We start from the raw sequence: 26,763 nt of genomic DNA, 5'->3' as shown, positions 1-26,763 counted from the left end.
CCCTTACATCCGGAAGACACCGAAGCCGCCGCGGGCGCCCTCGTACGGTGCGGTGTGGATCGCGGACAGGCAGATGCCGAGAACAGTTCGGGTGTCACGGGGGTCGATGACCCCGTCGTCGTAGAGCCGCCCGGACAGGAACATCGGCAGCGACTCGGCCTCGATCTGCTGCTCGACCATGGCGCGGAGCCCGGCGTCGGCCTCCTCGTCGTACGGCTGCCCCTTCGCGGCGGCGGACTGCCGCGCCACGATCGACAGCACTCCCGCCAGCTGCTGCGGCCCCATGACGGCGGACTTGGCGCTGGGCCAGGCGAAGAGGAAACGGGGATCGTAGGCGCGCCCGCACATGCCGTAGTGCCCGGCGCCGTACGAGGCGCCCATCAGCACGGAGAGGTGCGGGACACGGGAGTTGGAGACGGCGTTGATCATCATCGCGCCGTGTTTGATGATGCCGCCCTGCTCGTACTCCTTGCCGACCATGTAGCCGGTGGTGTTGTGGAGGAAGAGCAGCGGGATGTCGCGCTGGTTGGCGAGCTGGATGAACTGCGCGGCCTTCTGCGACTCCTCGCTGAAGAGGACGCCCTGCGCGTTGGCGAGGATGCCGACGGGATGGCCGTGGAGAGCGGCCCAGCCGGTGACGAGGCTCGTGCCGTAGAGGGGCTTGAACTCGTCGAAGTCGGAGGCGTCGACGAGCCGGGCGATCACCTCGCGCGGGTCGAAGGGCTCCTTCAGATCGTCGGGGACGATGCCGAGGAGTTCCTCGGGGTCGTACTTGGGCGGCTCCACAGGCTGTGGATCGGCGTACGCCTTGCGGTGGTTGAGGCGGGCGACGACGCGGCGGGCCTGCCGGATGGCGTCCTGCTCGTCGTGGGCGAAGTAGTCGGCGAGTCCGGAGGTGCGGGCGTGCATCTCGGCGCCGCCGAGCGACTCGTCGTCGCTCTCCTCGCCGGTCGCCATCTTGACCAGCGGCGGCCCGCCGAGGAAGACCTTCGCCTTCTCCTTCACCATGATCACGTGATCGGACATACCGGGGATGTACGCGCCTCCGGCGGTGGAGTTGCCGAAGACGACGGCGACGGTGGGGATCCCGGCGGCCGAGAGCCGCGTGATGTCGCGGAAGATCCCGCCCCCGGGGATGAAGATCTCCTTCTGGGAGGGGAGATCGGCGCCGCCGGACTCGACGAGCGAGATGGCAGGGAGCCGGTTGGCGTGGGCGATCTCGTTCGCCCGCAGCGCCTTCTTCAGGGACCAGGGGTTGCTGGCGCCGCCGCGCACGGTCGGGTCGTTGGCCGTGATCAGGCACTCGACGCCCTCGACGACGCCGACGCCGGTGACGAGGGAGCCGCCGACGGCGTAGTCGCTGCCCCAGGCGGCGAGCGGGGACAGTTCGAGGAAGGGGGTGTCGGGGTCGAGCAGCAGCTCGATGCGTTCGCGGGCGAGCAACTTGCCGCGCTTGCGGTGCCGTTCGACGTACTTCTCGCCGCCGCCCGCGACGGCCTTCGCATGCTCGGTGTCGAGGGCGGTGAGCTTGTCGAGGAGGGCGGTGCGCCGTCCGGCGTAGTCGTCGGACCGGGTGTCCAGGGCGCTGGCCAGGACGGTCACAGGAGGGCCTCCGGTATGTCGAGGTGGCGTGAGCGGAGCCATTCGGCGAGGCCCTTGGCTTGTGGGTCGAATCGGTGTTGCGCGGCGACGCCTTCGCCCAGGAGGCCCTCAACCGTGAAGTTGAGTGCGCGGAGGTTGGGGAGGGGGTGGCGGGTTACGGTCGGCCTATCAGAGCCCCGGGAGCGCAACGCCGTCTCCGGCAGGAGTTCGCGGAAGCGGTCCACCGTCAGGGTGTGGACCAACCAGCGCCACGCCGCATCGCTCTCCACCCACACCCCCACATTCGCATCGCCGCCCTTGTCCCCGCTGCGAGCCCCCGCGATCAGGCCGAGGGGAACGCGGCGCGTGGGCCCGGCGGGCAGAGGCTCCGGGAGAGCGGGGTCCTCGACGGGGACGAGCGGGCGCGTCTCTCCTACGTGTACGGGGATCGGCCGCCGCTCCCCGTCCGGCAGCACCGCGACATGCGGGACCTCGCCCCGCTCCACGTACTCCGCCTCGAACACCCCGTACGGGGAGCCCTTGCCGGGCGGGGCGGTGACGTGGAAGCCGGGGTAGGAGGCGAGGGCCAGCTCCACCGCGGCGCCGCTCAGGGCCCGGCCGACGGCGTCCTGGTTCTGGTCGCGTACGACCAGGCGGAGCAGCGCGCTCGCGGTCTCCTCGGTGTCGGCGTCGGCCCGGTCGGTTCGGGACAGCTCCCAACGGACGTGTGCGGGCGCCGACTTGGCGGTGCGCAGCGCTTCGTCCATCTGCCGCCGCACCAGCTCCGCCTTGACCTCGATGTCCAGGCCGGTGAGCACGAAGACGACCTCGCCCCGGAACCCGCCGAGCCGGTTGAGCCCGACCTTGAGGGTGGGCGGCGGGGCCTCGCCGCGTACGCCGTGGATGCGCACGCGGTCGGGGCCCTCCTGCTCCAGGCGGACGGTGTCGAGGCGGGCGGTGACGTCGGGCCCGGCGTACCGGGCGCCCCCGGTCTCGTACAGGAGCTGCTCGGTGACGGTGCCGAGTTCGACGAAGCCGCCGGTGCCGGGGTGCTTGGTGACGACGGCGGAACCGTCCTCGTGGATCTCGGCGAGGGGGAAGCCGGGGTGGGCCAACTGGTGGGCGCGGTCGGCGAACCGGGAGTAGTTGCCGCCGGTCGCCTGCGTCCCGCATTCGAGGACGTGCCCGGCGACGACGGCCCCCGCGAGCCGGTCGTATTCGCTCCCCGCCCACCCGAAGTGCCAGGCCGCGGGCCCGGTCACCAGCGCGGCGTCGGTGACGCGCCCCGTGACCACGACATCCGCACCCGCGTCGAGACAGGCGGTGATGCCGGCGCCGCCGAGGTAGGCGTTGACGGTGAGGGCGCCGGGGAACCGGCCGGTGCCGAGCAGGTCGTCACCCTCGACGTGCGCGACCCGTACGTCGATGCCGAGCCGGTCAGCCAACTCCCGTACAGCGTCCGCGAGTCCGGCCGGATTGAGCCCGCCCGAATTGGCGACGATTTTGGTACCGCGCTCGACGGCGAGGCCGAGGCACTCCTCCAACTGCCGCAGGAACGTACGGGCGTAGCCGCGGTCCGCGTTCTTCAGGCGGTCGCGGCCGAGGATCAGCATGGTCAGCTCGGCGAGGTAGTCGCCGGTGAGGACGTCGAGTTCGCCGCCGGTCAGCATCTCCTTCATGGCGTCGAACCGGTCGCCGTAGAACCCGGAGGCGTTGCCGATCCGCAGCGGAGGCCTGCTCATCGGGCCTCCTTCGGCGCGCGCCCCTTCCCCGGTGGCCCGGCGAAGGCCTGCGCGATGTCGAGCCAGCGGTCGGCGTCGGGGCCCTCGGCGCGTACGTCGACGTCGGCCCGGTGCGCGCGCTGGGTGACGAGGAGGCAGAAGTCGACGGCGGTCCCGGTGACCCGCTGCCCTGCTTCCTCGGGCCCGTACGTCCACAACTCGCCGCTCGGCGCCATGAGTTCGACGCGGAACTCGTCGTCGGGCGCAGCGACCCCGTGCACGTCGAAGGCGAACTTCCGCGCGCGTACGCCGATCCGGGCGACGTGCCGGAGCCGGTCGCTGGGCGTCCGTACGATCCCGAGGGCGTCGGCGATGTCCTGACCGTGCGCCCACGTCTCCATCAGCCGGCCGGTCGCCATGGAGGCGGCGGACATCGGCGGGCCGTACCAGGGGAACCGGGTCTTGTCGGCCGCGGCGGCGCGCAGCACCTTCTGCAGCCGCTCGCGCCCCTCCCGCCAGTCGGCGAGCAGCACGGCCGGGTCCCGGCGGGCGCCTTCCTCGGCCCCTTCGTCGACGAAGGACTCCGGCGCGGCGATCGCCTTCTCCACCTCGCCCGCGAAGGCGTCGGCGTCGCTCATGGCGAGCAGGGCGGCGCGGTCGGTCCAGGCGAGATGGGCGATCTGGTGGGCGACGGTCCAGCGGGGCGCGGGGGTCGGTGCGGCCCACTGCTGTGGGCTCAACTCCCGCACGATCCCGTCGAGTTCCTCGCTCTCGTCCCGCAAGTCCTCGAACACGGCGGACGGTTCGGACACGGTGCGCTCCCCTCCGGGCACGGCGGTGTGCGGCGTGCCTGGAGCATGGCAGTGGACCAAGAAACAAGCAAGCATGCTTGCATGGAAAATGCGTCGCGCGTGACGGGCGAAATAGCCCCGCCAACCGGAGAGTTCAAGATCCCCCAGGTCACGGAACTGTCCCAGCGATGACGGTCTCCCAGTCATATGTAACAGCCATGTATAAGGCGGCGGTAAGGCGGAACGATTCGTGGCCCCGGCGGGTCCTGCTGATCAGTAACCCGAACCGACCCACGAGTTACCGACCCACGAATTACCGACCTACGAATTACCGGCCGCCAAGTTAAGGACGAAAACCATGCGTGCTCGCAAGCTCACCCTCGCCGCCGTCGCCCTCGCCGCGGGCCTCTCGCTCACCGCCTGCCAGGGCAACGATGACTCCGCCGCGGGCACGAACGACGACTCGTCCGCCGCCTCCTCCTCGTCCTCCTCGTCCTCCGGCGGCAACAGCCAGGCCTCCGGCAAGAACGCCTCGGACACCGGCGACTCCACGAAGGCCGCCGAGGGCACCGGCCACGGTCAGATCAACACCGGCCCGTGCAAGACCGCGAACCTCGCGTTCGACTCCGCGCACGGCATGGGCGAGGGCACGCTCATAGTCAGCATGCGGAACACCAGCGACGCCTGCTCCCTCAAGGGCTTTCCGGGCGTCGACCTCCGCTCCGAGGAGGCCTCCGGCCCGCTGAGCGCCCAGCGCAGCAACCTGTCGTCCCCGTCCGTCGTCCTCGGCAACGGCGAAACGACCCGCTTCACCCTCCACTACCCGCCGAACAACTCCGGCGGTTCCGGCGTGAACGTCTCCAGCATCGACGTCACCCCGCCCAACGAGACCCACTCCACGTCCCTGAAGGTCGACCTCAACCTCCCGGTCTCCGCCGACACGGAGACCAAGGTCTCCGTCGACCCGGTCGGCACCGGCAAGCAGTGACCGTCACTCGTGCAGGACGACCGCGGGGTCCTTCCTCCGGCCCACCTGCGTCCGCACCGCACCCATGCTCGCCGCGATGACGAGGGTGATGGCCAGGACTTCCGCCCAGGCCAGGTCCTGGCTCAGGACGAGGAAGCCGGAGAGCGCGGCGACCGCCGGTTCGAGGCTCATCATCACCGCGAACGTGGACGCGGGCAGGCGGCGCAGCGCGACGAGTTCGAGGGTGTACGGGAGGACCGAGGACATGACCGCGACGGCCGCGCCGAGGCCGAGGGTCACCGGGTCGATCAGCTTCGGGCCCGCCGTCGCGATGCCGAGCGGCAGGCAGAGCACCGCCGCGACCACCATCGCGAGCGCGAGCCCGTCGGCCTGCGGGAAGCGGCGGCCCGTGCGGGCACTGAAGATGATGTACGTCGCCCAGCAGGCGCCGGCCGCGACCGCGAAGCCCACACCGGCCAGGTCCAGGCTGCCGATCCCGTCCCCCGCCCCGCCGAGCAGGAACACGCCGCACAGCGCGAGCCCCGCCCACAGGACGTTGACGAGACGGCGGGAGGCGAAGACCGAGAGGGCGAGCGGGCCGAGCACCTCGAAGGTGACCGCGATGCCGAGCGGGATACGGGCCGCCGCCTGGTAGAAGAGCAGGTTCATACCGCCCATGGCGATGCCGAAGGCGACGACCGTGCCCCAGTCGGACCGCGAGTGGCCGCGCAGCTTGGGGCGGCAGACGACGAGCATGACCACGGCCGCCACGACGAGGCGGAGGGTGACGACGCCGATCGCTCCGGCGCGCGGCATCAGGCTCACCGCGAGCGCCGCGCCGAACTGCACCGAGATGCACCCCGCGAGGACCAGGCCGACCGGGCCCAGCGAGCCGCGGCGGGACGGCTCCGCGCCGGCGCTCGCGGTCACGGCCGGGGCGGCATCATGCGCCACGGCCACGGGTTCGGTCTGCGGGCCGCTCACGGTCCACCCCCTCTTGAGTGCAATACGTTTGAGTGCAATACGTTGGACAGCGCCGGACAGTCTACTGAACTCCGGAACCGCCTTGAACCTTCACGCTAGATCCGTCCGGCATGCCCCGTGAAATACTTTCTGCGCTCCCGTTATGCTCCGCGCACATGACCAAGGGACGCACATGAGCAGGGAACGCGCATGAGCAGGGAACCGGAGCTGCGCCACCTGCGCTGCTTCCTCGCCGTCGCCGAGGAGCGCAGCGTCACCCGCGCCGCCGCGCGCCTCGGCCTGAGCCAGCCGGTCGTCTCACGCACCCTCGCCGCCCTGGAGGACACGCTCGGCGTACGGCTCGTGGACCGCTCCACCCATCACCTCGACCTCACCCCCGAGGGGCGCTCGTTCCACGAGAAGGCGGCCGTCGCCGTCGCCGCGTTCGAGGACGCGCTCGCCGCCGCCCGCGCCCCGCACCGCCCACTGCGCCTGGGCCACGCCTGGTCGGCGGCGGGCGAGTTCACGACGCCGCTGCTGCGCCGCTGGCGGCGCGCCCACCCGGAGGTCCCGCTCGAACTGCTGCGCGTCGACGACCGCACGGCAGGGCTCACGCGCGGCGCCGTCGACCTCGCCCTCCTGCGCGGCCCCGTCGACACCCCGGGCCTCGTCACCGAACTGCTGCACTTGGAGGCGCGGGTGGCGGCGGTGCCGTCCGACAGTCCGCTCGCCCGCCACCGGCGCCTCGCGCTCGCCGACCTCAGCGACCAGGTCATCGCCCTGAACACGGTCTCCGGCACGACCTCCCTCGAACTGTGGCCGCCCGCCGAACGCCCCACCTCGACGCTCACCGTCGCCAACACCGACGACTGGCTCGCCGCGATCGCCGCGGACCGGGCGGTGGGCGTCACGTCGACGGCGACCGTGGGCATGCACCCGTACCCCGGTGTCACCTACGTCCCCCTCACCGACGCCCCCGACCTCCCCGTCCTCCTGGTCCGCCGCCAGGGCCCCGGCCATCCGTCCGTCCCGGACCTGATCGCGCTGGCCCACGAGGTCGCGGGGCCTTGAGTACCCGCCCGTCGCATCGCACAGGTCCACCCCTTGTCCGTTCTCGTCTCATCCGACGGACACGTTTCGGCCGCGTTTCCCCTTCGGGCTACCCTCCATTTCGTGGCTGAGATCCAGATTCCCGCTGACATCAAGCCCGCCGACGGACGTTTCGGCGCTGGCCCCTCCAAGGTGCGTACGGAGGCGTTGGACGCCTTGGCCGCCACCGGTACGTCCCTGATGGGTACTTCCCACCGTCAGGCCCCCGTGAAGAACCTCGTCGGTCGCGTGCGCGACGGCGTCAAGGACCTCTTCTCGCTGCCCGAGGGCTACGAGGTCGTCCTCGGCAACGGCGGCTCCACCGCGTTCTGGGACGTGGCGACGCACGGCCTGATCGAGAACAAGTCGCAGCACCTGAACTTCGGCGAGTTCTCCTCCAAGTTCGCGAAGGCCTCGAAGCTCGCCCCCTGGCTGGCCGAGCCGACCGTGATCTCCTCCGACCCGGGTACGCACCCGGAGCCGGTCGCCGAGGCCGGTGTCGACGTCTACGGCCTGACCCACAACGAGACCTCGACCGGCGTCGCGGCGCCGATCAAGCGCGTGGCCGACGCGGACTCCGGTTCGCTCGTCCTCGTGGACGCCACCTCCGGCGCCGGCGGCCTCCCGGTCGACGTCTCCGAGACGGACGTCTACTACTTCGCCCCGCAGAAGTCCTTCGCCTCCGACGGCGGCCTGTGGATCGGCATCTTCTCCCCCGCCGCGATCGAGCGCGCCCAGCGCATCCACGCGTCCGGCCGCCACGTCCCGGAGTTCTTCTCCCTGCCGACGGCGATCGACAACTCCCGCAAGAACCAGACGTACAACACCCCGGCGCTCTCCACGCTCTTCCTGCTCGCCGAGCAGCTGGACTGGATCAACGGCCAGGGTGGTCTCGACTGGTCCACGGCCCGGACGAAGGACTCGTCCTCGCGGCTGTACTCGTGGGCCGAGGAGTCGAAGTACGCGACGCCGTTCGTCACCGACCCGGCAAAGCGGTCGCAGGTCATCGGCACGATCGACTTCGACGAGGGCATCGACGCTGCCGCGGTGGCCAAAGTGCTGCGGGCCAACGGGGTCGTCGACACGGAGCCGTACCGGAAGCTGGGCCGCAACCAGCTGCGCGTCGCGATGTTCCCGGCGATCGACCCGGCCGACGTCCAGGCCCTGACGGCCTGCATCGACTACGTCATCGGCCAGCTCTGACCCAAACCCCCGCTCCTCAAGCCCCTCCGGCGATTGAGGAGCGGGGTCCGGGGCAGAGCCCCGTGGCCGCAACGCCGGTGCCGGTCAACAACCCCGGTGCCGGTCAACGGCTCAACCGCTGGAACCGCCGGACGGCAAGCGGCAGGAACACCGCCGTGAGCACCACCGGCCACACCAGGGCCATCAGCACCGCGTTCTGCTCCACCCAGGAATCCCCCGCCCCGACCGGCGTGCCGAAGAGCTCACGGGACGCCGCGACCGTCGACGAGATCGGGTTCCACGCCGCCACCGCCCCCAGCCAATCCGGCATCAGCTGCGGCGCGACGAAGATGCTGGAGATCATCGTCAGCGGGAAGGCGACCGCGAAAAGACCGCCCGCCGCCTCCGGGTTCGGAACCATCAGGCCCAGCCACACCCCCAGCCAGATCAGCGCGAACCTCAGCCACAGCAGCAGCGCGAACGCCGCGAGCCCGCCCATGACCCCGCCGTCCGGGCGCCAGCCGATCGCGAGCGCCGTCAGCATCAGGATCGCCAACTCCGCGCAGGCGACCAGCAGATCGGTGACCCCGCGCCCCGACACCACCGCCGACGGCGCCATCGGCATCGAGCGGAACCGGTCGATGACCCCCTTCGTCGCGTCGTGCACCACGAGCGTCGCCGTGTTGATGAAGCCGAAGGCCATCGTCATCGCGAACATCCCCGGCATCAGGAAGTCCCGGTAGTCCCCGCCGCCCGGCACCACCATCGCGCTGCCGAAGACGTACCCGTACAGCAGCACCGACAGGATCGGGAAGCCCAACTGCCAGGCGATGTTGACCGGTTGGCGCTGGTAGTGGGTGAGCCCCCGGCGGACCACGTTCCAGCAGTCGGCCACCGCCCAGTAGGCACTCGTGCCACTCATGCCGCTCGTACCGCCGCTCATCACGCGGCCCTCCCCGTCAGTTGCAGGAACACATCGTCGAGGCTCGGCCTGCGCAGTCCGATGTCCTCGACGGCGACGCCCTCGTCCTGGAGCGCCCGCGCGGCGTCCGTGAGCGCGGCGACCCGGTCGGCGACCGGCGCGTGCACCCGCAGGGCCTCCTCGTCGACGACCGGTTCCACACCGCTCCGGGCGAGGATCTTCGCGGCGCGCGGCAGGTCGACCGACTCCGCCAGCACGACCTCGACCCGGTCCCCGCCGACGGACCGCTTGAGCCCCTCGGGGGTGTCGTCGGCTATGGCCCGCCCCTGGTCGATGACGGTGATCCGCGAGGCCAGCCTGTCGGCCTCCTCCAGATACTGGGTGGTGAGCAGGACCGTCGTGCCCGCCGCCACCAACTCCCTGACGCTCTCCCAGACCTCGCCCCGGCCGCGCGGGTCGAGCCCGGTCGTCGGCTCGTCCAGGAACAGCACGTCCGGGGTGAGGATCATGGACGCCGCGAGGTCGAGCCGGCGCCGCATGCCGCCGCTGTACTCGTCGACGCCCTTGTCGCCCGCGTCCGCGAGCCCGAACTGGTCGAGCAGTTCGGCCGCCCGCACCCTCGCCCGGCGCCCGCCGAGGTGGAAGAGCCGGCCGAACATCTCCAGGTTCTGCCGCCCCGTGAGCACCTCGTCCACCGCCGCGTACTGACCGGTGAGCCCGATGCGGCGGCGCACCTGACGCGACCGGGAGGCCACGTCCACGCCGCCGACCTCGGCCCGCCCCTCGTCGAACTTCAGCAGCGTGGCGAGCACGCGCACCGCTGTCGTCTTCCCCGCCCCGTTCGGCCCGAGCAGGCCGTGCACCGTGCCGCGCCGCACGGTCAGGTCGAACCCGTCGAGCGCGCGCTTGTCCCCGTACCGCTTCACGAGCCCCTCGGCCCGCACCGCGTGATCGTGATCCCCGTCGGTCACGGCTTCTCCTCCGCACGTCGCCATCGGAACACCCACCCCTCCGCAAAATGAGTACGCCGTACCCAAATGAGAGTACACCGTACTCAGTTTTTCGCCAGAGGTTTACGCTGAGCCCCATGACGAGCGGCACCCCGAGCGGCACCCAGGGCACGAACAGCAGCGCCGAGACCTCCGGCAGCGGCGACATCCGGCGCAGCATGGAGCTGCTGTGGGGCACGGGGGCCAGGCCGAGCCGGGGGCCGAAGCCCGCGCTCTCGCTCGACCGGATCGTCGAGGCCGCGGTCGAGGTCGCGGACGCCGAGGGGATCGGCGCCGTCTCGATGCGCCGGCTCGCCACCGACCTGGGCACCGGCACCATGTCGCTGTACCGGTACGTGCCGGGCAAGGCCGAGCTGCTCGACCTGATGCTGGACCGGGTGCAGACCCCGCACGAGGACCCGGCCGCGCTCGGCGACGGGAGCTGGCGGGCCGCCGTCGCCACGATGGCCCGCGAGACCCTCGCCCTCTACCAGCGCCACCCCTGGCTGCTCCAGGTCAACCAGGCCCGGCCCGTGCTCGGCCCCGGCGCGCTGTCCGGCATGGAGAAGATGATGGCCCGCATCAAGCCGATGGGCCTCACCGATCCGGAGCTGCTCTCCGTCCTGGTCATGGTCGACGGATACGTGTCAGGGGTCGCGCGCACCCGCGTCTACGAGCAGGAGGCGGAGACGACGTCGGGCATGACGGACGCCGCGTTCTGGGAGGCGCAGAGCCCCGCCCTGGAGGCCGCGATGACCAGTGGCCGCTACCCGGTGATGGCGTCCCTGTCCGAGGACACGTTCGCCCCCGGCTTCGACCACTTCGAGTTCGGGCTCCAGCGGATCCTGGACGGGCTCGACGTCCTCGTCGCGGCACGCGGCAAGTCGTGACAGAACACCGAAGCGGTGCATTCATGGACGTATGACGACTGACAAGCCCGATCCGAGCCCCGCGCTCGCCCCGTTCGTCAAGCAGTACGCCGTCCTGCTCACCAGCCACAAGAGGGACGGCACCGGTGTCGGCACTCCCGTGAACCTCGCGGTCGAGGGCGACCACGCGTACTTCCGGACCTTCGGCAAGGCCTGGAAGGTCAAGCGGATGCGCAACAACCCGGAGGTGGAGCTCGCGCCGTCCACGATGCGCGGCGCGCCCACGGGGCCGCCCGTCAAGGGGCGGGTCCGCCTCCTCGACCGCGGCAGCGAGGAGGACCGGCACGCGGCCTCGCTCATCCGCCACAAGCACCCGATCCTGCAAGGCGTCACGGTGCCGCTCTCCCACAAGGTGCGGCGGGACCGGACGCTGCACTACGAAGTGCGCCTACTGGGCGAGTAGTTCAGCGGCTCTTCCAGTGACTCAGCGGTTCTTCGAGTGGTTCAGCGGTTCCTGGGGCGGCGGAACAGCCTTCCGAGCCCGAACAGCAGGATGAGGACGACGACGGCACCGACCGCACCGGCCTTGCCGGTGAAGGCGCTGCCGCCGTCACCGCTGCCCGAACCACCCTGATCGGAGGACGAGTTCGAGCCGTCGCCCGAGTCACCCGCGCCCTCGACCTCCACGGGCTCCACCTCGCTGCCCTGCCCCTCGCTCCCGTACAGCAGGGTCTTCCCGTCCGGCGTGTAGGTCACCGACTCGCCCTGCGGCTGCATCGGCACGCTCAACTGGCCCTGGCGCTCGGGCTTCCCGTCGTTCCACTTGTACGCGACGCCGCCGAAGTAGCCGCGTACGGCGAGCTGTTTGCCGTCGGGCGAGAACGCGGCGTCCGTCGCCCACAGGTCGATGTCGGCGACGCGGCTGAAGGTGTTGGTGGCGGAGGGGTTCAGCGTGGCCGGACCCTCGTACAGGCCGCCGCCGTCGTCGCCCTTCTCCACGATGTAGACCCGCCCGGTCTTCGGATGGACCATCATCGCCTCGGCGTTGCGCGGGCCGTCCGCGTACTTCACGTCGTACTGGGTGGCCCGCACCGTCTGGTCGGTGAGCTTCTTCGGCTCGGGCAGCTTGTAGATCCACACGTGGTCCCACTTGCCGCCGAGGTTGTCGCCGATGTCGCCCACGTAGATGTTCCCGTCGGAGCCGATCGAGATCGCCTCGACGTCCCGCGGGGCACCGACACCGCTCATCGTGATCGTGGCGACGGTCTTCCCGGTCCGGCCGTCGATCGCGAACAGGAACGCGCCGTCGTCGCTGTCGTTGTGCGTCCAGTAGATGCCCGGGTGGGCGCGCGAGGCGGCAAGGCCGCTGGACTCGGTGATCCGCGGGTCCTGGATCGTGAACCCGTCGGAGCCGACGGAACGGGAGTCGGCGACCGCGGGACCGGAAGCCGCGCCGAGAAGGAGGACTGCGGCGACCCCGGCCGCCCCCAGATACGCACGCATGCCCCCAGCTTGCCAGGCGTGTTGGGGCTCACACGCACGCACCCGGCGTGATCGACGATGATGAGCGGATGCTCAGGTTCATGCCGGTCGGCGACTCGATGACCATTGGGAGCGCCGGGGAGCACACCTGGCGCCTGCGCTTCTGGCAGCATCTGCGCGCCCGTTCGGTCCCGCACGCGCTGGTCGGCCCCCGCACCGCCCTGTACAGCGACAGCCACGCGTACGCGGACCCTGACTTCCCGCAGCACCACCTCGCCGGCTGGGGCGAGGGCTGGCAGCACATGGCGCCCGCGATCGCGGAGGCGGTGACCGACGCCCGCGCGGACGTCCTCCTCGTCTCCCTCGGTCTGATAGACCTCGGCTTCTACACCGACGCCGAACAGACGGCGGAGAACCTGCGCCTCTTCATCGCCGAGGCCCGCCGCGCGAACCCGGCCGTCCGCATGGTCCTGCTCCCCGTGATCCCCAACGTCCGGGCCGAGACGGACGCGCCCTTCGCCGCGGAGGTCGCCCACTTCAACACCCTCCTGGCGAAGGCGGTCGCGGACCTCGACGAGCCCCGCTCCCCCCTGCTGCTGGCCTCCGTCCCCGAGTCGTACGACATCCACCACGACACGTACGACGGCACCCACCCGAACGCCTCCGGCGAACACAAACTGGCAGCGGCCTTCGCGGACGCGCTGCATCAGGCGTGGGGGATCGGCGGCCCTTACGAAGCTGTACCGCCGCTCAAGCAGCTCACCGGCTGACCCCAAAGGCACTTCCTCCGAGGAACTGCGCCGGGCTGTGCGACAGGTCGCCGACGAAGCGGACCTCTGACGGGCAGTTGCCGGGTCGACGTACGCGCCCTCACGCGCATTTCCGACGGGAATCCGGGGTGGCTTCGGAGAGATACCGGACGGCCGTTCGACCTTCCGCGGGGTTTCGTGCGGGTGTGTGACCGGGGGCCTCCGCGCTTCGTTGAACCGTGAGACGTCCCGCGCCCACAGGAGGCCGGGAGAAGCACCGGGACGGCCGCCGTGGAGACCGGGCGGCACGTCAAAGGCGGTAAACGGGGGAGAACGAGCATGGCGAGAGTTCTGGGTGTCGTTCGTCTGTCGAGGGTGTCGGACGAGACCACATCGCCGGAGCGGCAGCGCCGGTCCGTCCAGCGCTGGGCCGATCAGGAGGGGCACCTCGTCGTGGGCTGGGTCGAGGACATCGACGTGTCCGGCGCACTGGAGCCGTGGAAGCGCCCGGAGTTCGGCAAGTGGCTGCCTTCGACCATCGGGAAGGAGGTCAGCGCGATCGAGCACCGGATCGCGCTGGAGGAGTCACGCGCCGATGAGTACGACATCATCTGCGCGCTCAAGATCGACCGTCTCTCGCGGCGCGTTCTGCACGTGCACACCCTCCTGGAGTGGTGCGACAGGAACGGCAAGGAAGTCACCACTGTGGAGGAGGGGATCAACCTCAACACGCAGATCGGGAAGCTGCTCCTCAGCCTGATCACATCGTTCGCCGAAGGGGAGCTCGAAGCCATCAGGGCGAGGGCCAAATCGTCCTACAACCACCTGGTGAAAGAGGGACGCTGGCGCGGAGGTCGCACTCCGTACGGCTATCGCGAGGAGAAACAGGAAACCGGCGATGGCTGGAAGCTCGTCCCGGACGACTACGGGACCGACACGGCCGGGACGCTCCGCGAGATCGTCCGTCGCCTCATCGCGGGCGAGTCGGCGAACAGCATCGCGCAGTGGCTCAACGAAGACCCGTCCAAGACCCCGACCTCGCTGGACGCCCAGCTGATCCGCAACGGCAAGCCCCCGAAAGGGAGCCGCTGGACTGCTGCGAACACCGCCAAAGTCGTTCGCTCCCGCTGCGTCCTGGGACAGATGGAATTCACTGAGGAGGTGGTGGTCGACGGGAAGAAGACGACGCTACGCCGCGTCGTCCGGGGCAACGACGGCCGTCCTCTCCAGCGCGCGGAGCCGCTCATAGCGGAGAAGACATGGGCGCTGGCCAATGAGCGGCTGGACGAGAACACCAGTAAACGCAGCGGCAACAGCAAGGGCGGTTCGCCCTTGCTCCAGGTCGCGTTCTGCACGTGCGGGGAGCCCGCATATCGCAGTCCCGGCCGCAATTGGCCCTACTATCGCTGCGCCTCTCGGACCACGCACAAGCTGTGTCCGGCCGGAAGCAAGGGCATCGCGGCGCACACGCTGGAGGACGCCGTTGAGCAGGCATTCCTACTCGCGGCGGGCGACGTCGAGAGGGTCCGGAAGGTCTTCCGCCCGGGAGTGGACTACACGCGCGACATCAAGGAGGTGAATCGCGCACTGTCGGACTTGCGGGAAGACCGGGAGGCCGGCCTTTACGCCAGCGACCTGGGCAAGCAGGAGTACCGGGAGGCGTACAAGCGGCTCGATGCACGACGCGAGCTGCTCATCGCCCAGCCGACGCGGCCTGACACCTGGGAAGGGATCCCTACGGGGGAGACCTACCGGGCGCGGTGGCGCACGCTCTCAAGCTGGTACGAGAAGGGCAAAGAGCTGCGCGCCGCAGGGGTCCGGGCCGTCATCCACGCCGAACCGATTCCGGGGACACCCGCCGCTCAGCGCAGGTCCGCCCATGACTCCGACAGGTTCTGGCAGCATCCCGTCGGACGGGTTCAGGTTCTGATTCCCATGGACTTCAAGCAGCGCCTGCTCAACACGGCGGCGGCCCACAGCCAGTCCTGAGGAGAGGCGAGACTCTCTCGTCCTCTTGCGTGGAGCGGACTCGAAGGGGTTCGCTTGGCGCCCATGGAATACACGCAGTTGGGACGTACTGGGCTCAAGGTCAGTCGGCTCGTTCTCGGGACGATGAACTTCGGGCCGCAAACGGACGAAGCCGCCAGTCACGGCATCATGGATGCGGCGCTCGACGCAGGTCTGAATTTCTTTGATACCGCGAACGTATACGGCTGGGGCGAGAACAAGGGCCGTACCGAGGAGATCATCGGCACCTGGTTCGCCAAGGGCGGCGGGCGGCGCGACAAGACCGTGCTCGCCACCAAGGTGTTCGGGAACATGGGCGGCGACGGTCCGGTCTGGCCCAATCACGACCACCTCAGCGCGGTGAACATCCGGCGGGCCGTGGACGCCTCCCTGAAGCGGCTGCAGACCGACTACATCGACATCTACCAGTTCCACCACATCGACCGCCGCACTCCCTTCGAGGAGATCTGGCAGGCGATCGACGTGCTGATCCAGCAGGGCAAGATCCTTTACGCCGGGTCCTCCAACTTCCCCGGCTACAAGATCGCCCAGGCCAATGAGCTGGCTGCCCGCCACGGCCGCGTGGGCCTCGTCAGCGAGCAGTGCCTCTACAACCTCGCCGAGCGCCGCGCCGAGATGGAGGTCATCCCGGCCGCGCAGGACTACGGCCTGGGCGTCATCCCGTGGTCCCCGCTGCACGGCGGGCTGCTCGGCGGCGTGCTCAAGAAGGAGAGCGAGGGCAAGCGCAGGTCCCAGGGCCGCTCCGCCTCCGCGCTGGAGAACACGAAGGTGCGCGACCAGGTCCAGCGGTACGAGGATCTGCTGGACAAGCACGGGATCGAGCCCGGCGAGGCGGCGCTGGCCTGGCTGCTCACCCGGCCCGGCATCACGGGCCCGATCGTCGGCCCGCGCACGCAGGAGCAGCTGGACTCGGCGCTGCGCGCGGTCGAGCTGGAGCTGAGCGAGGAGGTCGTGTCCGGCCTGGACGAGATCTTCCCGGGCCCGGGTCCGTCGCCCGAGGCCTTCGCCTGGTAATCGGCCCCCGCCGGTACGCGGCGGCCGTCGGTCGACTACTGGCCGACGGCCGCCGCGACAGCCACGACGACGAACATCAGCACGAGCACACCGGCCATGATCCGGTTACGGGTCTTCGGGTCCACGTCAACGAGACTAACGCGTGTCCGTGAACTGCCGTCCGGCGACCTTCTCGTAGCGCGGCCGTCGGCTCCGGCACGGCCCCTGCTCTTAAGCCCCTGCGGCGTTGCGGTCCCGGGGCGCTGCCCCGGACCCCGCTGCTCAATCGCCGCAGGGGCCTAAATACTTACGCCGCCGCCGCCAGCTCACGCGGCACGAACTGCACGTGGCGTTCGCCGCGGCGCAGGTCCACCTTGAGCCGGAGGTTCGCCGCGCGGGCCAGCATCAGGCCGACGCCGACCGCCGCCGCCGCGCAGATCGCCCCGGCCAGGGCAAAGCTCACCCGTACCCCGTACTGGTCGGCGAGCCAGCCGAAGAGCGGGCCGCCCAGTGGCGTACCGCCGGTGAAGACCATCATGAACAGGGACATGACGCGGCCCCGCATCTCCGGGTCCGTGCCCATCTGGACATAGGAGTTGGCGGTCACGTTCACCGTCAGGCCGAGGATGCCGAGCAGCACGATCAGCGGGGCGAACGCCCAGACGCCCGGCGCCCACGCCGCCGCGACCTCCAGGACACCGAAGCCGATCGCCGCGCCGACCAGGACCCGCAGACGGGTCGAGCGGCGCCGGGCCGCGAGCAGCGCGCCGGCCAGCGAGCCGACCGCCATGAGCGTGTTGAACAGGCCGTACTGGCCGACCCCGCCGTGGAACACGTCGTCCGCGTACGCGCTCAGCCAGATCGGGAAGTTGAAGCCGAAGGTGCCGACGAATCCGACGAGGACGATCGGCCAGATCAGTTCGGGGTGCTGGGACACATAGCGCAACCCCTCCTTCAGCTGGCCCTTGCCGCGAGGCGCCCGCTTGGTCTCGTGCAGCTCGTGCGTGCGCATGAGCATGAGGCCGGTGAGCGGGGCGAGGAAGGACAGGCCGTTGGCGAGGAACGCCCAGCCGGGGCCGACGGCGGCGGTCAGCGCGGAGGCGACGGCCGGGCCGATGAGGCGGGCGGACTGGAAGTTGGCCGAGTTCAGGGAGACCGCGTTGCGGACCTGGTCGGGGCCGACCATCTCGGACACGAACGACTGCCGGGTCGGGTTGTCGACGACCGTGACGAGACCCGTGAAGAAGGCCGCGAGGTAGACGTGCCACACCTGGACGTTGCCCGTGAGGGTCAGCGCCGCGAGGAAGAGGCCGGACAGGCTCATCGCGCCCTGCGTGCAGAACAGCAGGTTGCGCTTGGCGAACCGGTCGGCGATCACACCGCCGTACAGGCCGAAGAGCAGCATCGGGAGGAACTGCATGGCCGTCGTCACGCCGACGGCGGCGGAGGATCCCGTGAGGGAGAGCACCAGCCAGTCCTGGGTGATGCGGGCCATCCAGGTGCCGGTGTTGGAGACGACTGCCCCGCTCGCGAACAGCCGGTAGTTGCGTACCTTCAGGCTGGCGAACATCGAGGGCTTACGTGGGCGGGCGTTCGGGTCGTGGGCGGCTGGTGCGGGGGCGGAGTCTGCTCCGGATCCCGTACTCAAAGTGGGTTCGCCTCCTCGGCGGTCGTCCTGCGTGGTCGTCGGCTCGGTCGTGCTGTCGTGCTTGGTCGTCGTGTTCGGTCGTGTCTGTCGTACTAGGTCGTGCCTGTCGTGCTCGTCGTGCTCAGAGGCGTGCTCAGAGGTGCGCGAGCTTCTCCAGGACGGGTGCGGCCTCGCGCAGCTTGGCCCAGTCGTCCTCGTCGAGCCCCTCGGCGAGGTTCGCCAGCCAGGCGTTCCGCTTGCGGCGGCTCTCCGCGAGCATGGTCTCGGCCCGCTCGGTCGAGGTGACGACCTTCTGCCGGCGGTCCTCGGGGTGAGGCTCCAGCCGGACCAGTTCTTTGGCCTCGAGGAGCGCGACGATTCTGGTCATCGACGGCGGCTGCACATGCTCCTTGCGGGCCAGCTCACCCGGCGTCGCGGAGCCGCATCCGGCGAGCGTGCCGAGCACCGACATCTCGGTAGGACTCAGCGATTCGTCGACCCGCTGGTGCTTGAGTCGACGCGACAGGCGCATCACTGCGGAACGCAGGGAGTTCACGGCGGCTACATCGTCGCCATGGGAGAGGTCTGGCATGTTCGTTAGCGTAACTCATTACTGTGTCTAACGACTACCAGGGGGGCGCGTCTGGTCAGTGATCCCGACCACGCGTGCGCCCGCGCAGGGGGCTGCAGAAAAGTTTCATCACCCATATGAGTGAGCCGGATGCGGAAAGTGACGCAACAGGTCAGGGGTGCCCGCAACCCTGTCCGTATGGGATCGACAGTGCTCAGTCTGCGGATCGACGGTGAGCTGCTCGACCGGCTCAAGGTGCATGCCGCGAAAAGAGGAATGAGCGTCCAGGACTATGTGGTCCGGACGCTCATTCGGGACGACTTCGACGAACGCTTCAAGACTGCCGTCGAGGAGACGGAGCGGTTCTACGGAGACGTGACTACGTAGGCCGCACTACGTAAGGCGGCACTACGTAAAGCCGCACTACGTAAGGCCGCACTACGTAAGGCCGAGTGCCGGCATCAGGTAGTAGAAGACGAACACGGCGGAGACGGCGTACATCGCGGCCGGCACCTCCTTGGCGCGGCCCGCGACCACGCGCAGCACCGTGAAGCTGATGAAGCCCATGCCGATGCCGTTCGTGATCGAGTACGTGAACGGCATCATCAGCATCGTGATGAACGCGGGGATGGCGATCGTCCAGTCGTCCCAGTCGATCTCGCGGATGCCCCCGGACAGGATCAGGAAGCCGACCGCGACGAGCGCGGGCGTCGCCGCCTGGGACGGGACCATCGTGACGACCGGCGTGAGGAACAGCGCGAGCGTGAACAGCAGGCCGGTGACCACGTTGGCGAGGCCCGTACGGGCGCCTTCGCCGACGCCGGCCGTGGACTCCACGAAGCAGGTGGTGGCCGAGGACGACGAGGCGCCACCGGCGGCGACGGCGACACCGTCGATGAACAGGACCTTGTTCATGCCGGGCATCTGACCCTTGTCATCGGTCAGGTGCGCCTCGTCGCTGATGCCCATGATCGTGCCCATCGCGTCGAAGAAGCACGACAGCAGCACGGTGAAGACGAACAGAATGCCGGTGAGGATGCCGACCTTGTGGAATCCGCCGAACAGGCTGACTTGTCCGATGAGCGAGAAGTCCGGGCTCGCGACCGGGTTGCCGGGCCAGGACGGCACGGTCAGGCCCCACGAGGCCGGGTCGATGTCCGCGATGGCGTTGATGATCAGCGCGACGACCGTCATGACGACGATCGCGAGCAGGATCGCGCCCGGCACCTTGCGCACGAGCAGGGCCAGGGTCAGCAGCACACCGAGCACGAAGACCAGGACCGGCCAGCCCATCAGGTGACCGCCGGTGCCGAGCTGAAGCGGCACCGTGGTCTGCGCGGCGTCCGGCATGCGCGTCACGAAGCCGGAGTCGACGAGGCCGATCAGCAGGATGAACAGGCCGATGCCGATCGCGATGCCCTTGCGCAGGCCGTACGGCACCGCGTTCATGACCCGCTCACGCAGACCGGTGGCGACGAGCAGCATCACGACGAAGCCCGCGAGGACGACCATGCCCATCGCGTCCGGCCAGGACATGCGGGGCGCGAGCTGCAGGGCGACGACCGTGTTCACGCCGAGGCCCGCCGCGAGCGCGATCGGCACGTTGCCGATGACGCCCATGAGCAGCGTGGTGAACGCGGCGGTCAGCGCGGTCGCCGTGACCAGCTGGCCGTTGTCCAGCTGGTGCCCGTACATGTCCTTCGCGCCGCCGAGGATGATCGGGTTCAGCACGATGATGTAGGCCATCGCGAAGAACGTGGCGAGGCCGCCACGGATCTCACGCGGGATGGTCGAGCCGCGCTCAGTGATCTTGAAGTAGCGGTCGAAGCCGTTCTTCGGGGCCGGCGGCGGCGAGTCGTTGACATCGACCGGGGTGGTGGCCGAAGTGGACATGGATGACCTCAGCGGTATTCAGCAGTGAAATGCGGGCGGGGTGCGTGATCGAGTCTGGTGGTCGTGTGGTCACCTGCGGGTTACCCCGACGTTTCCGCTGGTGTTTCATACGAACATAAGTGGCCAGTCTCAGGCTGTTTCAGTATGAACATATGAGGCCGGATTTGCTATCTCCGCGCGTAGACCCTTGCGGTGCGGGGCTTGTGCCGGGTTGTCGTCGGGTCCTCGTAAGCTGTGCACATGGCGAAGTGGATCCCGAAGCACGAGGCACCCGAACCCCTTGAGGGGCCCGTGGTCGCCACCATCACGGGTGGCACGATCCTCTGGTTCGTCCTCTTCCTCGCGCAGCTGCCGTTCTACGGGTGGTTCGAGGACCGTGGGATCACGTGGTGGGTGTGGTGCTGCCTGGCCGGCGCCGGTCTCGGCCTGATCGGGATCTGGTACGTCCGGGGGCGCGACGCCGCGCTCAAGCGGGCCGCCGCCGCGGCGGTCACGGACCGTGAGGCTTCCACACCCGAGGGGTAGACCCCCTAAATCGCCCGTACCGTCGTTTTCATGACGGATATCGACGCGGGGGCCGAACTCGATCCGGGCCACCCGGCGCCGACGCCGTCACGGCCCTCCGGCCTCACCCATGCCGAGGTCGCCGAGCGCGTCGCACGCGGTGAGGTGAACGACGTACCCGTGCGCAGCTCGCGGTCCGTGACGGAGATCGTGCGCGCCAACGTCTTCACCCGGTTCAACGCGATCATCGGCGTGCTCTGGGTGATCATGCTCTGCGTCGCACCGATCCAGGACAGCCTCTTCGGCTTCGTGATCCTGGCCAACACCGGCATCGGGATCATCCAGGAGTGGCGGGCGAAGCAGACCCTGGACTCGCTCGCCGTGATCGGCGAGGCGCGGCCCACGGTGCGGCGTGACGGGGTCGCCGTCGGCGTCCCCACCTCCGAGATCGTGCTCGGGGACCTCATCGAGATCGGGCCCGGCGACAAGATCGTCGTGGACGGGAGCTGTGCCGAGGCCGACGGCCTGGAGATCGACGAGTCGCTCCTGACCGGCGAGGCCGACCCGGTCCTCAAACAGCCCGGCGACGAGGTCATGTCGGGCTCCTTCGTGGTCGCGGGCGGCGGCGCGTTCACCGCGACGAAGGTCGGGCGCGAGGCGTACGCGGCGCAGCTGGCCGAGGAGGCGAGCCGGTTCACGCTCGTCCAGTCCGAGCTGCGCTCCGGCATCTCCACGATCCTCAAGTACGTCCAGTGGATGATGATCCCGACCGCGCTCGGCCTGATCATCAGCCAGCTCGTGGTCAAGGACAACGACATCAAGGACTCGATCGCGCGCACCGTCGGCGGCATCGTGCCGATGGTCCCCGAGGGCCTCGTCCTGCTCACCTCCGTCGCCTTCGCGATCGGCGTCATCCGGCTCGGCCGCCAGCAGTGCCTGGTGCAGGAGCTGCCCGCGATCGAGGGCCTGGCCCGCGTAGACACGGTCTGCCTCGACAAGACGGGCACGCTCACCGAGGGCGGCATGGACGTCACCGAGCTGCGCCTGCTCGGCGACAGGGCCGGGGACGAGACGCACGAGGCGAACGAGACATACGTACGAAAGGTGCTCGGCGCCCTCGGCGAGTCCGATCCACGGCCCAACGCCTCCCTCCAGGCGATCATCGACGCCTACCCGGACAGCGAGGACTGGCGCTGCACCGAGGCACTGCCGTTCTCCTCCGCGCGCAAGTACAGCGGCGCCGCCTTCAGCGAGGGCGACGGGACGGGCAGCGCGTGGCTGCTCGGGGCGCCGGACGTGCTGCTACCTGCGGGCGACCCGGCGCTCGCGGCGACCGAGGAGCTCAACCTCCAGGGGCTGCGGGTGCTGCTGCTCGCCCGCGCGCCCGAGGGGCTCGAGGGTGAGGGCGTCGTGGAGGGCGCCGAACCGACCGCCCTCGTCGTCCTCGAACAGCGGCTGCGCCCCGACGCCGGGGACACGTTGCGCTACTTCGCCGAGCAGGACGTGCGGGCCAAGGTCATCTCCGGTGACAACGCGGTGTCGGTGGGGGCCGTCGCCGCGAAGCTGGGTCTTGAGGGGCGGGCCGTCGACGCGCGGACGCTGCCCGAGGACCCGGAGGAGCTGGCCGACGCGCTCGACGACGGCACGGTGTTCGGCCGGGTGACGCCGCAGCAGAAGCGGGACATGGTGGGCGCGCTCCAGGCGCACGAGCACACCGTCGCGATGACGGGCGACGGCGTGAACGACGTACTGGCGCTGAAGGACGCCGACATCGGCGTGTCCATGGGCTCGGGCTCCGAGGCCACCCGCGCGGTCGCCCAGATCGTTCTCCTGAACAACTCGTTCGCGACGCTGCCCTCGGTGGTCGCGGAGGGCCGCCGGGTCATCGGCAACATCACGCGTGTGGCCACGCTCTTCCTCGTGAAGACCGTCTACTCGGTGATCCTCGCGCTGCTCGTGGTCTGCTTCCAGGTGGAATACCCGTTCCTGCCAAGGCACTTGACGCTCCTGTCGACCCTGACGATCGGCGTCCCCGCGTTCTTCCTGGCCCTCGCGCCGAACAAGGAGCGGGCCAGGCCGCACTTCGTACGGCGGGTGATGCGGTACGCGATTCCCGGCGGGGGCGTCGCCGGGATCGCCACGTTCGTGATGTACCTGATCGCCCGGCACTACTACGCGGGTTCGGGCGCGCTCGCCGCGGAGACCAGCTCGGCGACGCTGACGCTCTTCCTGATCTCGATGTGGGTGCTCGCGATCGTCGCCCGGCCGTACACGTGGTGGCGGGTGGGCCTTGTCGCGGCGATGGCGTTCGGCTTCCTGCTGGTGCTGGTGGTGCCGTGGCTGCAGGAGTTCTTTGCGTTGAGGTTGGTGGGATCGGTGATGCCGTGGACTGCCGTCGGGGTGGCGGGGGTGGCGGCGGGCGTGTTGGAGTTCTTGTGGCGGTGGGTGGGGCGCAGGTTTCCGGCATAAGTGTGTTGCGGCCGCGGGGCTCTGCCCCGGACCCCGCGGGCTCTCGTCCAAGAGCGGGGCTTGCTGGGCCGCGCAACTAGTCGAACCAGCGGTCGCGTGCCAGCTCAGGCGTGCGGGACGGGTCCTCCAGGAGGGCTGCTACCTCGAAACGCCGGGGCCACTGGCCCGACGCCCAGGCGAGGCCCGCCGCGACGCCCTCGAGCGTCGCCGCGTGCACCACCCCGTCGGGTGCCCGGCACCAGTCGACCTCGACGTCGGAGACGTACAGCTCCTCGTGCTCGACGTACGAGGTGGGGGTCCCGGGCCCGAGCAGGACGCGCACGGGTTCGGGCACCTCGTGCACATCGCCGCCCTCGACCTCCCCGGTGCCCACGGCCTCACTCAGGCGCCGCACTTGGAACAGCTCCGCGAGGTGCGCGGCCTTCGACGGGGTGACCGGGAGGAGCGCGCGGCCCTCGGTGAGCGGGATGAGGTCGGGTGCGTCGGCGACGAGGGCGTCACGGGCGTCGACGATCACGACCTCCCCGTCCCGTACTGCACGCAACTCGTCGGGCAGGGTGACCTGTTCGGGGTCGAGGTCGGCCAACTTGCCGTAGAGAGCGTGGAGTTGTGCCGAGTCGACCGGCCGGTCGGGATCGGCGAGGCGGTCGAGGAGCTCCGCGGCGCCACCGGGCTCGTCGAGCAGCGCGGCGACGGAGGTGCGGACGCCGAGGGCGCGCAGGACCTGCTCGTCGTCGAATCCGGCGGCGTCGGCGGGCTCGTACAGGCCGACGAGCAGCGGGTCCCCGCCCTCGGCACGCAGGCCGGCCGGCTGGCGCCCGTCGAGGACCGGGTTCCCGCGCAGCCACCAGGCCGTGTACGGGCGGACCAGCTCATGGGTGCCGTCGGGCAGCAGCACGCGGACCGGCTGGGTGAGGGCGTCCCGCAGCGGCGGCTGCGAGAGCAGCGCGAGCGCCTGCGGCCAGCGGTCCTCGTCGACCAGGTCCAGATCGCGTACGGCGGTCACCTCGTTGGCGACCGGCGGGACCGGGGTGTCGGGCAGCCGGTCGAGGACGTCCTCGCACCACACGTCGACGGCGTCGAGGAGCCCGGCGTCGTCCGGCTCGGGGAAGTCGCTCTCGCGCGGGTCGAGTTCGTCGGGGTCGAGGACGACGTCGGTGGCGCGGACGAGCGCGAAGGTCGCGAGGACGCCGCAGGCCGCGAGCGGCCCCTGCCCCCAGCGCTCGGCCAGCTCCCCGTCCACGAAGGGCAGTTCGTCCTCGCGCAGCACCTCGGCGATCGGGCTGCCGGGGAGCAGGAGTTCGGCGGCCGGGGCGAGTTCGCCCTCGTCGTCGGTGAGGGCCAGCGCGCCGAGCCACGGTTCGTCGCCCACGTCGAGGTGCGCGTCGCGTACGAGGGTGAGGACGACGTCGGCCAACTCGTCGGCGTCCAGGGTGGTTTCGTCGTCCCAGGCGGACGCCTCGTCGTCGAGGGACGCGGCGACCGCGGCGCGCACCTGCGGGGTCCGCAGGACGGCTCGCGGGGTGGCGGGCAGGGCGCCCAGCTTCTCCAGGAGCGGGTGGGCGGCGTCGGCGTGCGCGACCTTGAGGCCGAGCCGGGCGAGCGCCTCACCGGGGACCGTGGAGGCCTCGGCGGTGGGGAGCAGCACCTGGCGCGGGCCGATGGTGGTGCGGCCGCCGGCGAGCGGAACAGGCAGTCCGCTGAGCCGGTCCGGGTCGACGCCGGCCAGGGACTCGTACAGCCGACGCCACCAGCCGGGCTCCTTCTCGAGCCCCGCCAGGCGGTCGACCGCCTCGGTCAGCGGGACGCGGGCGACGCCCAACGTCCGCAGTTCCACGCGCCGTTCGAGGCCCGCGGGCAGCAGGCTGGGCAGCACGTCGGCGAGGACCTGTACGGTTTCGGCGCCCGCGCCCTCGACGACCTCGGCGTCGCGGGGCTTGAGGGAGGTCGGCCGGTCGTCCTCGGGGTCTCCCGGTTCGATCGCCGGGGGCAGGAAGGCGGTGCGCGGCAGCCGCTCCAGTACGGCGGCGCGCAGGGCCCCGTCCAGCTCGCTCCGGCCGAGCGGTCCGGGCACGAGGTCGAGGATGCCGGTGCCCACGGGGCTCCAGCCGCCGAGCAGTTCCGCGTACGCGTCGGCGGCGCGCTCGGTGAGGAAGTCGGTGAGCGGGCCGGGGGCGACGTGCCGGCGTGCCGTGTCCAGCGGGAACGAGGCGATGAGCAGGGCGGGCACGCCGAGGGCCTCGTCGCTGGGGGTGGGCGCGTACAGCACGGGTTCGCTGCGCGGCCTCTGCGGCGCCCCGTCGGCGTCGACCGGCACGGCCCAGGTCACGGCCCAGTGCGGCCGCAACCGCTCCTCGACGGGCCGATCGGCGAGGAGGGCGGCGTCGAGAGGGCCGGTGCGGGTGACGGTGCGGTATCGGTTTTCAAGCCCCGCCGGCGGGTGGGCCAATTCAAGCCCCGCCGGCGATTGAGGCGCGGGGTCCGGGGCGGAGCCCCGTGGCGTCGACCCCGTGTCCGTGATCACGACATAGGGCGCCTCATCCGAGCGACGCAAGGTCCGCACACCCGACTCCGTCGTGATCACGACCTCCGTCAACCCCGGCAGCGCAAGGAGGAGCGTGTCGTCCACACCCTCCAGCAACCGCGCGGCCAGCGCCTCCGCCGCGCCGTCCCGCAACGGAAGGATGACCACCGTGTCGTACGAATCAGGGGCGGAGCCCTCCGCCGCGAACGGCAGCCTCAGGAGCGGCACATGCCCGTCCCGGCGCCGCAGCTCGTCGCCGAGGTCCGGGCTGCGCAGCGCCGTGTCCGACGCGGCGAGCCGCGCGTCCGTCAGGGACCAGCGCACACCCCCGCTCCGGCCGACCACCGCGGGCTCGTCGGAGACGGCGAGCACGGCCGCGAAGCCGACGCCGAACCGGCCCACCGCGCCGCTCGTGTCCTCCCGCTTCGCGGAGGCCCGCAGCGTGGACAGCGACTCGACGCCCGCCTCGTCCAGGGGCGCGCCGGTGTTGGCGGCGGCGAGCACGCCGTCCTTCAAGGTGAGCGCGAGGCGGCCCTCGACGCCGGCCCGTGCGGCGGCATCCGCGGCGTTCTGCGCGAGTTCGACGACGAGGCGGTCGCGGTAGCCGCCGAGTGCGAGGTCCTCCTCGGCGTTGGCGTCCTCGCGGAAGCGGGCGGCGCTGCCGGACCACGCCTGGAGCACGGTGTGGCGCAGGCGCGCGGTGTCGAAGGGGTCGACGCCCTCCGGTGCGGGGCGCGCGATTCTGCTGACGCTCACGGGTGACTCCTCTGGGCGGCGTGGTCGTGATCGGCCGAACCGTATCGCGCAGGGTTCCCCGTGCTGCCGTGAGCATGCAGCCATGCCGGGGTT

Annotated in this window: 22 protein-coding genes; 11 read left to right on the top strand and 11 right to left on the bottom strand. The window is 70.5% G+C overall.

What is annotated here, in order from left to right:
- Positions 1-3: 3 nt before the first annotated feature.
- Genes OG746_RS07380 through OG746_RS07370 form a run of 3 tightly spaced genes read right to left on the bottom strand, consistent with a single transcriptional unit; the run spans position 4 to position 4,114 of the window.
- A complete protein-coding gene (locus OG746_RS07380; RefSeq protein ID WP_266712674.1) occupies positions 4-1,602 on the bottom strand; it encodes an acyl-CoA carboxylase subunit beta in 1,599 nt (532 codons plus the stop codon).
- The gene (locus tag OG746_RS07375; RefSeq protein ID WP_266712672.1) at positions 1,599-3,323 is read right to left on the bottom strand and encodes an acyclic terpene utilization AtuA family protein; all 1,725 of its coding nucleotides are present in this window, start codon (positions 3,321-3,323) and stop codon (positions 1,599-1,601) included. The genes OG746_RS07380 and OG746_RS07375 overlap by 4 nt, the downstream gene beginning before the upstream one ends.
- A complete protein-coding gene (locus OG746_RS07370) occupies positions 3,320-4,114 on the bottom strand; it encodes a TIGR03084 family metal-binding protein (RefSeq protein ID WP_266712670.1) in 795 nt (264 codons plus the stop codon). Before OG746_RS07370 ends, OG746_RS07375 begins: the two co-directional genes overlap by 4 nt.
- A 337-nt stretch (positions 4,115-4,451) precedes the next feature.
- Here OG746_RS07370 and OG746_RS07365 point away from each other — a divergent pair, with 337 nt between their 5' ends.
- Positions 4,452-5,081, top strand: coding sequence for a DUF4232 domain-containing protein (locus tag OG746_RS07365; protein WP_266712668.1), 630 nt, complete (start codon positions 4,452-4,454; stop codon positions 5,079-5,081).
- Between the two features lie 3 nt (positions 5,082-5,084).
- Here the strand turns inward: OG746_RS07365 and OG746_RS07360 are convergent, their stop codons facing one another.
- Entirely contained in the window at positions 5,085-6,044 is a 960-nt protein-coding gene (locus tag OG746_RS07360; RefSeq protein ID WP_443063124.1) for an EamA family transporter, read from the bottom strand.
- Positions 6,045-6,233: 189 nt separating this feature from the next.
- On the opposite strand from OG746_RS07360, the gene OG746_RS07355 reads away from it, so the two are divergent.
- On the top strand, positions 6,234-7,094 hold the full coding sequence (locus tag OG746_RS07355; RefSeq protein ID WP_266712666.1) for a LysR family transcriptional regulator: 861 nt from the start codon (positions 6,234-6,236) through the stop codon (positions 7,092-7,094).
- A gap of 102 nt (positions 7,095-7,196) precedes the next feature.
- Positions 7,197-8,315, top strand: coding sequence for a phosphoserine transaminase (gene serC / locus OG746_RS07350; protein WP_266712664.1), 1,119 nt, complete (start codon positions 7,197-7,199; stop codon positions 8,313-8,315).
- 103 nt (positions 8,316-8,418) lie between these two features.
- Here serC and OG746_RS07345 read toward each other — a convergent pair whose 3' ends face one another.
- Positions 8,419-9,216: an ABC transporter permease gene (locus tag OG746_RS07345; protein WP_266712662.1), complete on the bottom strand. Its 798-nt coding sequence runs from the start codon at positions 9,214-9,216 to the stop codon at positions 8,419-8,421.
- A 20-nt stretch (positions 9,217-9,236) separates the two neighbouring features.
- On the bottom strand, positions 9,237-10,187 hold the full coding sequence (locus OG746_RS07340; RefSeq protein WP_266712660.1) for an efflux ABC transporter ATPase subunit, DrrA-related: 951 nt from the start codon (positions 10,185-10,187) through the stop codon (positions 9,237-9,239).
- Positions 10,188-10,303: 116 nt separating this feature from the next.
- Between OG746_RS07340 and OG746_RS07335 the strand changes: the two genes are divergently transcribed.
- Entirely contained in the window at positions 10,304-11,095 is a 792-nt protein-coding gene (locus tag OG746_RS07335) for a TetR/AcrR family transcriptional regulator (protein ID WP_266712658.1), read from the top strand.
- A 31-nt stretch (positions 11,096-11,126) separates the two neighbouring features.
- On the top strand, positions 11,127-11,537 hold the full coding sequence (locus OG746_RS07330; RefSeq protein WP_266712656.1) for a PPOX class F420-dependent oxidoreductase: 411 nt from the start codon (positions 11,127-11,129) through the stop codon (positions 11,535-11,537).
- A gap of 41 nt (positions 11,538-11,578) precedes the next feature.
- Here OG746_RS07330 and OG746_RS07325 read toward each other — a convergent pair whose 3' ends face one another.
- Positions 11,579-12,577 carry a WD40 repeat domain-containing protein gene (locus OG746_RS07325; protein ID WP_266712654.1) on the bottom strand — a complete coding sequence of 333 codons (999 nt, stop codon included), beginning with the start codon at positions 12,575-12,577 and terminating at the stop codon, positions 11,579-11,581.
- 68 nt (positions 12,578-12,645) lie between these two features.
- Between OG746_RS07325 and OG746_RS07320 the strand changes: the two genes are divergently transcribed.
- The 3 genes from OG746_RS07320 to OG746_RS07310 all read left to right on the top strand — a co-directional run bounded on the left by OG746_RS07320 (position 12,646) and on the right by OG746_RS07310 (position 16,347).
- The gene (locus OG746_RS07320; RefSeq protein ID WP_266718765.1) at positions 12,646-13,326 is read left to right on the top strand and encodes a GDSL-type esterase/lipase family protein; all 681 of its coding nucleotides are present in this window, start codon (positions 12,646-12,648) and stop codon (positions 13,324-13,326) included.
- A 318-nt stretch (positions 13,327-13,644) separates the two neighbouring features.
- Entirely contained in the window at positions 13,645-15,294 is a 1,650-nt protein-coding gene (locus OG746_RS07315; RefSeq protein WP_266712652.1) for a recombinase family protein, read from the top strand.
- Positions 15,295-15,357: 63 nt separating this feature from the next.
- Positions 15,358-16,347 carry an aldo/keto reductase gene (locus OG746_RS07310; RefSeq protein ID WP_266718763.1) on the top strand — a complete coding sequence of 330 codons (990 nt, stop codon included), beginning with the start codon at positions 15,358-15,360 and terminating at the stop codon, positions 16,345-16,347.
- A gap of 286 nt (positions 16,348-16,633) precedes the next feature.
- Here the strand turns inward: OG746_RS07310 and OG746_RS07305 are convergent, their stop codons facing one another.
- The gene (locus tag OG746_RS07305) at positions 16,634-17,974 is read right to left on the bottom strand and encodes an MFS transporter (protein ID WP_266712650.1); all 1,341 of its coding nucleotides are present in this window, start codon (positions 17,972-17,974) and stop codon (positions 16,634-16,636) included.
- A 133-nt stretch (positions 17,975-18,107) separates the two neighbouring features.
- A complete protein-coding gene (locus OG746_RS07300) occupies positions 18,108-18,545 on the bottom strand; it encodes a MarR family winged helix-turn-helix transcriptional regulator (RefSeq protein ID WP_266712648.1) in 438 nt (145 codons plus the stop codon).
- Positions 18,546-18,722: 177 nt separating this feature from the next.
- Here OG746_RS07300 and OG746_RS07295 point away from each other — a divergent pair, with 177 nt between their 5' ends.
- A complete protein-coding gene (locus OG746_RS07295; RefSeq protein WP_266712647.1) occupies positions 18,723-18,911 on the top strand; it encodes a ribbon-helix-helix protein, CopG family in 189 nt (62 codons plus the stop codon).
- Positions 18,912-18,962: 51 nt separating this feature from the next.
- On the opposite strand, the gene OG746_RS07290 is transcribed toward OG746_RS07295, so the two are convergent.
- Positions 18,963-20,417: an NCS2 family permease gene (locus OG746_RS07290; protein ID WP_266712645.1), complete on the bottom strand. Its 1,455-nt coding sequence runs from the start codon at positions 20,415-20,417 to the stop codon at positions 18,963-18,965.
- Between the two features lie 240 nt (positions 20,418-20,657).
- Here OG746_RS07290 and OG746_RS07285 point away from each other — a divergent pair, with 240 nt between their 5' ends.
- Positions 20,658-20,942, top strand: coding sequence for a DUF2530 domain-containing protein (locus tag OG746_RS07285; RefSeq protein ID WP_266712643.1), 285 nt, complete (start codon positions 20,658-20,660; stop codon positions 20,940-20,942).
- A 30-nt stretch (positions 20,943-20,972) separates the two neighbouring features.
- Complete coding sequence (locus OG746_RS07280; protein WP_266712642.1) at positions 20,973-23,390, top strand: HAD-IC family P-type ATPase; 2,418 nt, start codon at positions 20,973-20,975, stop codon at positions 23,388-23,390.
- Between the two features lie 76 nt (positions 23,391-23,466).
- Here the strand turns inward: OG746_RS07280 and OG746_RS07275 are convergent, their stop codons facing one another.
- Positions 23,467-26,670 (bottom strand): sacsin N-terminal ATP-binding-like domain-containing protein, encoded by a 3,204-nt coding sequence (locus tag OG746_RS07275; RefSeq protein WP_266712640.1) that lies wholly within the window; start codon positions 26,668-26,670, stop codon positions 23,467-23,469.
- Positions 26,671-26,763: the final 93 nt, after the last annotated feature.

It is taken from the genome of Streptomyces sp. NBC_01016, assembly GCF_026341035.1.
In the GTDB taxonomy this organism is placed as follows: domain Bacteria; phylum Actinomycetota; class Actinomycetes; order Streptomycetales; family Streptomycetaceae; genus Streptomyces.
This window is presented reverse-complemented; position numbering and strand designations above follow the sequence as displayed.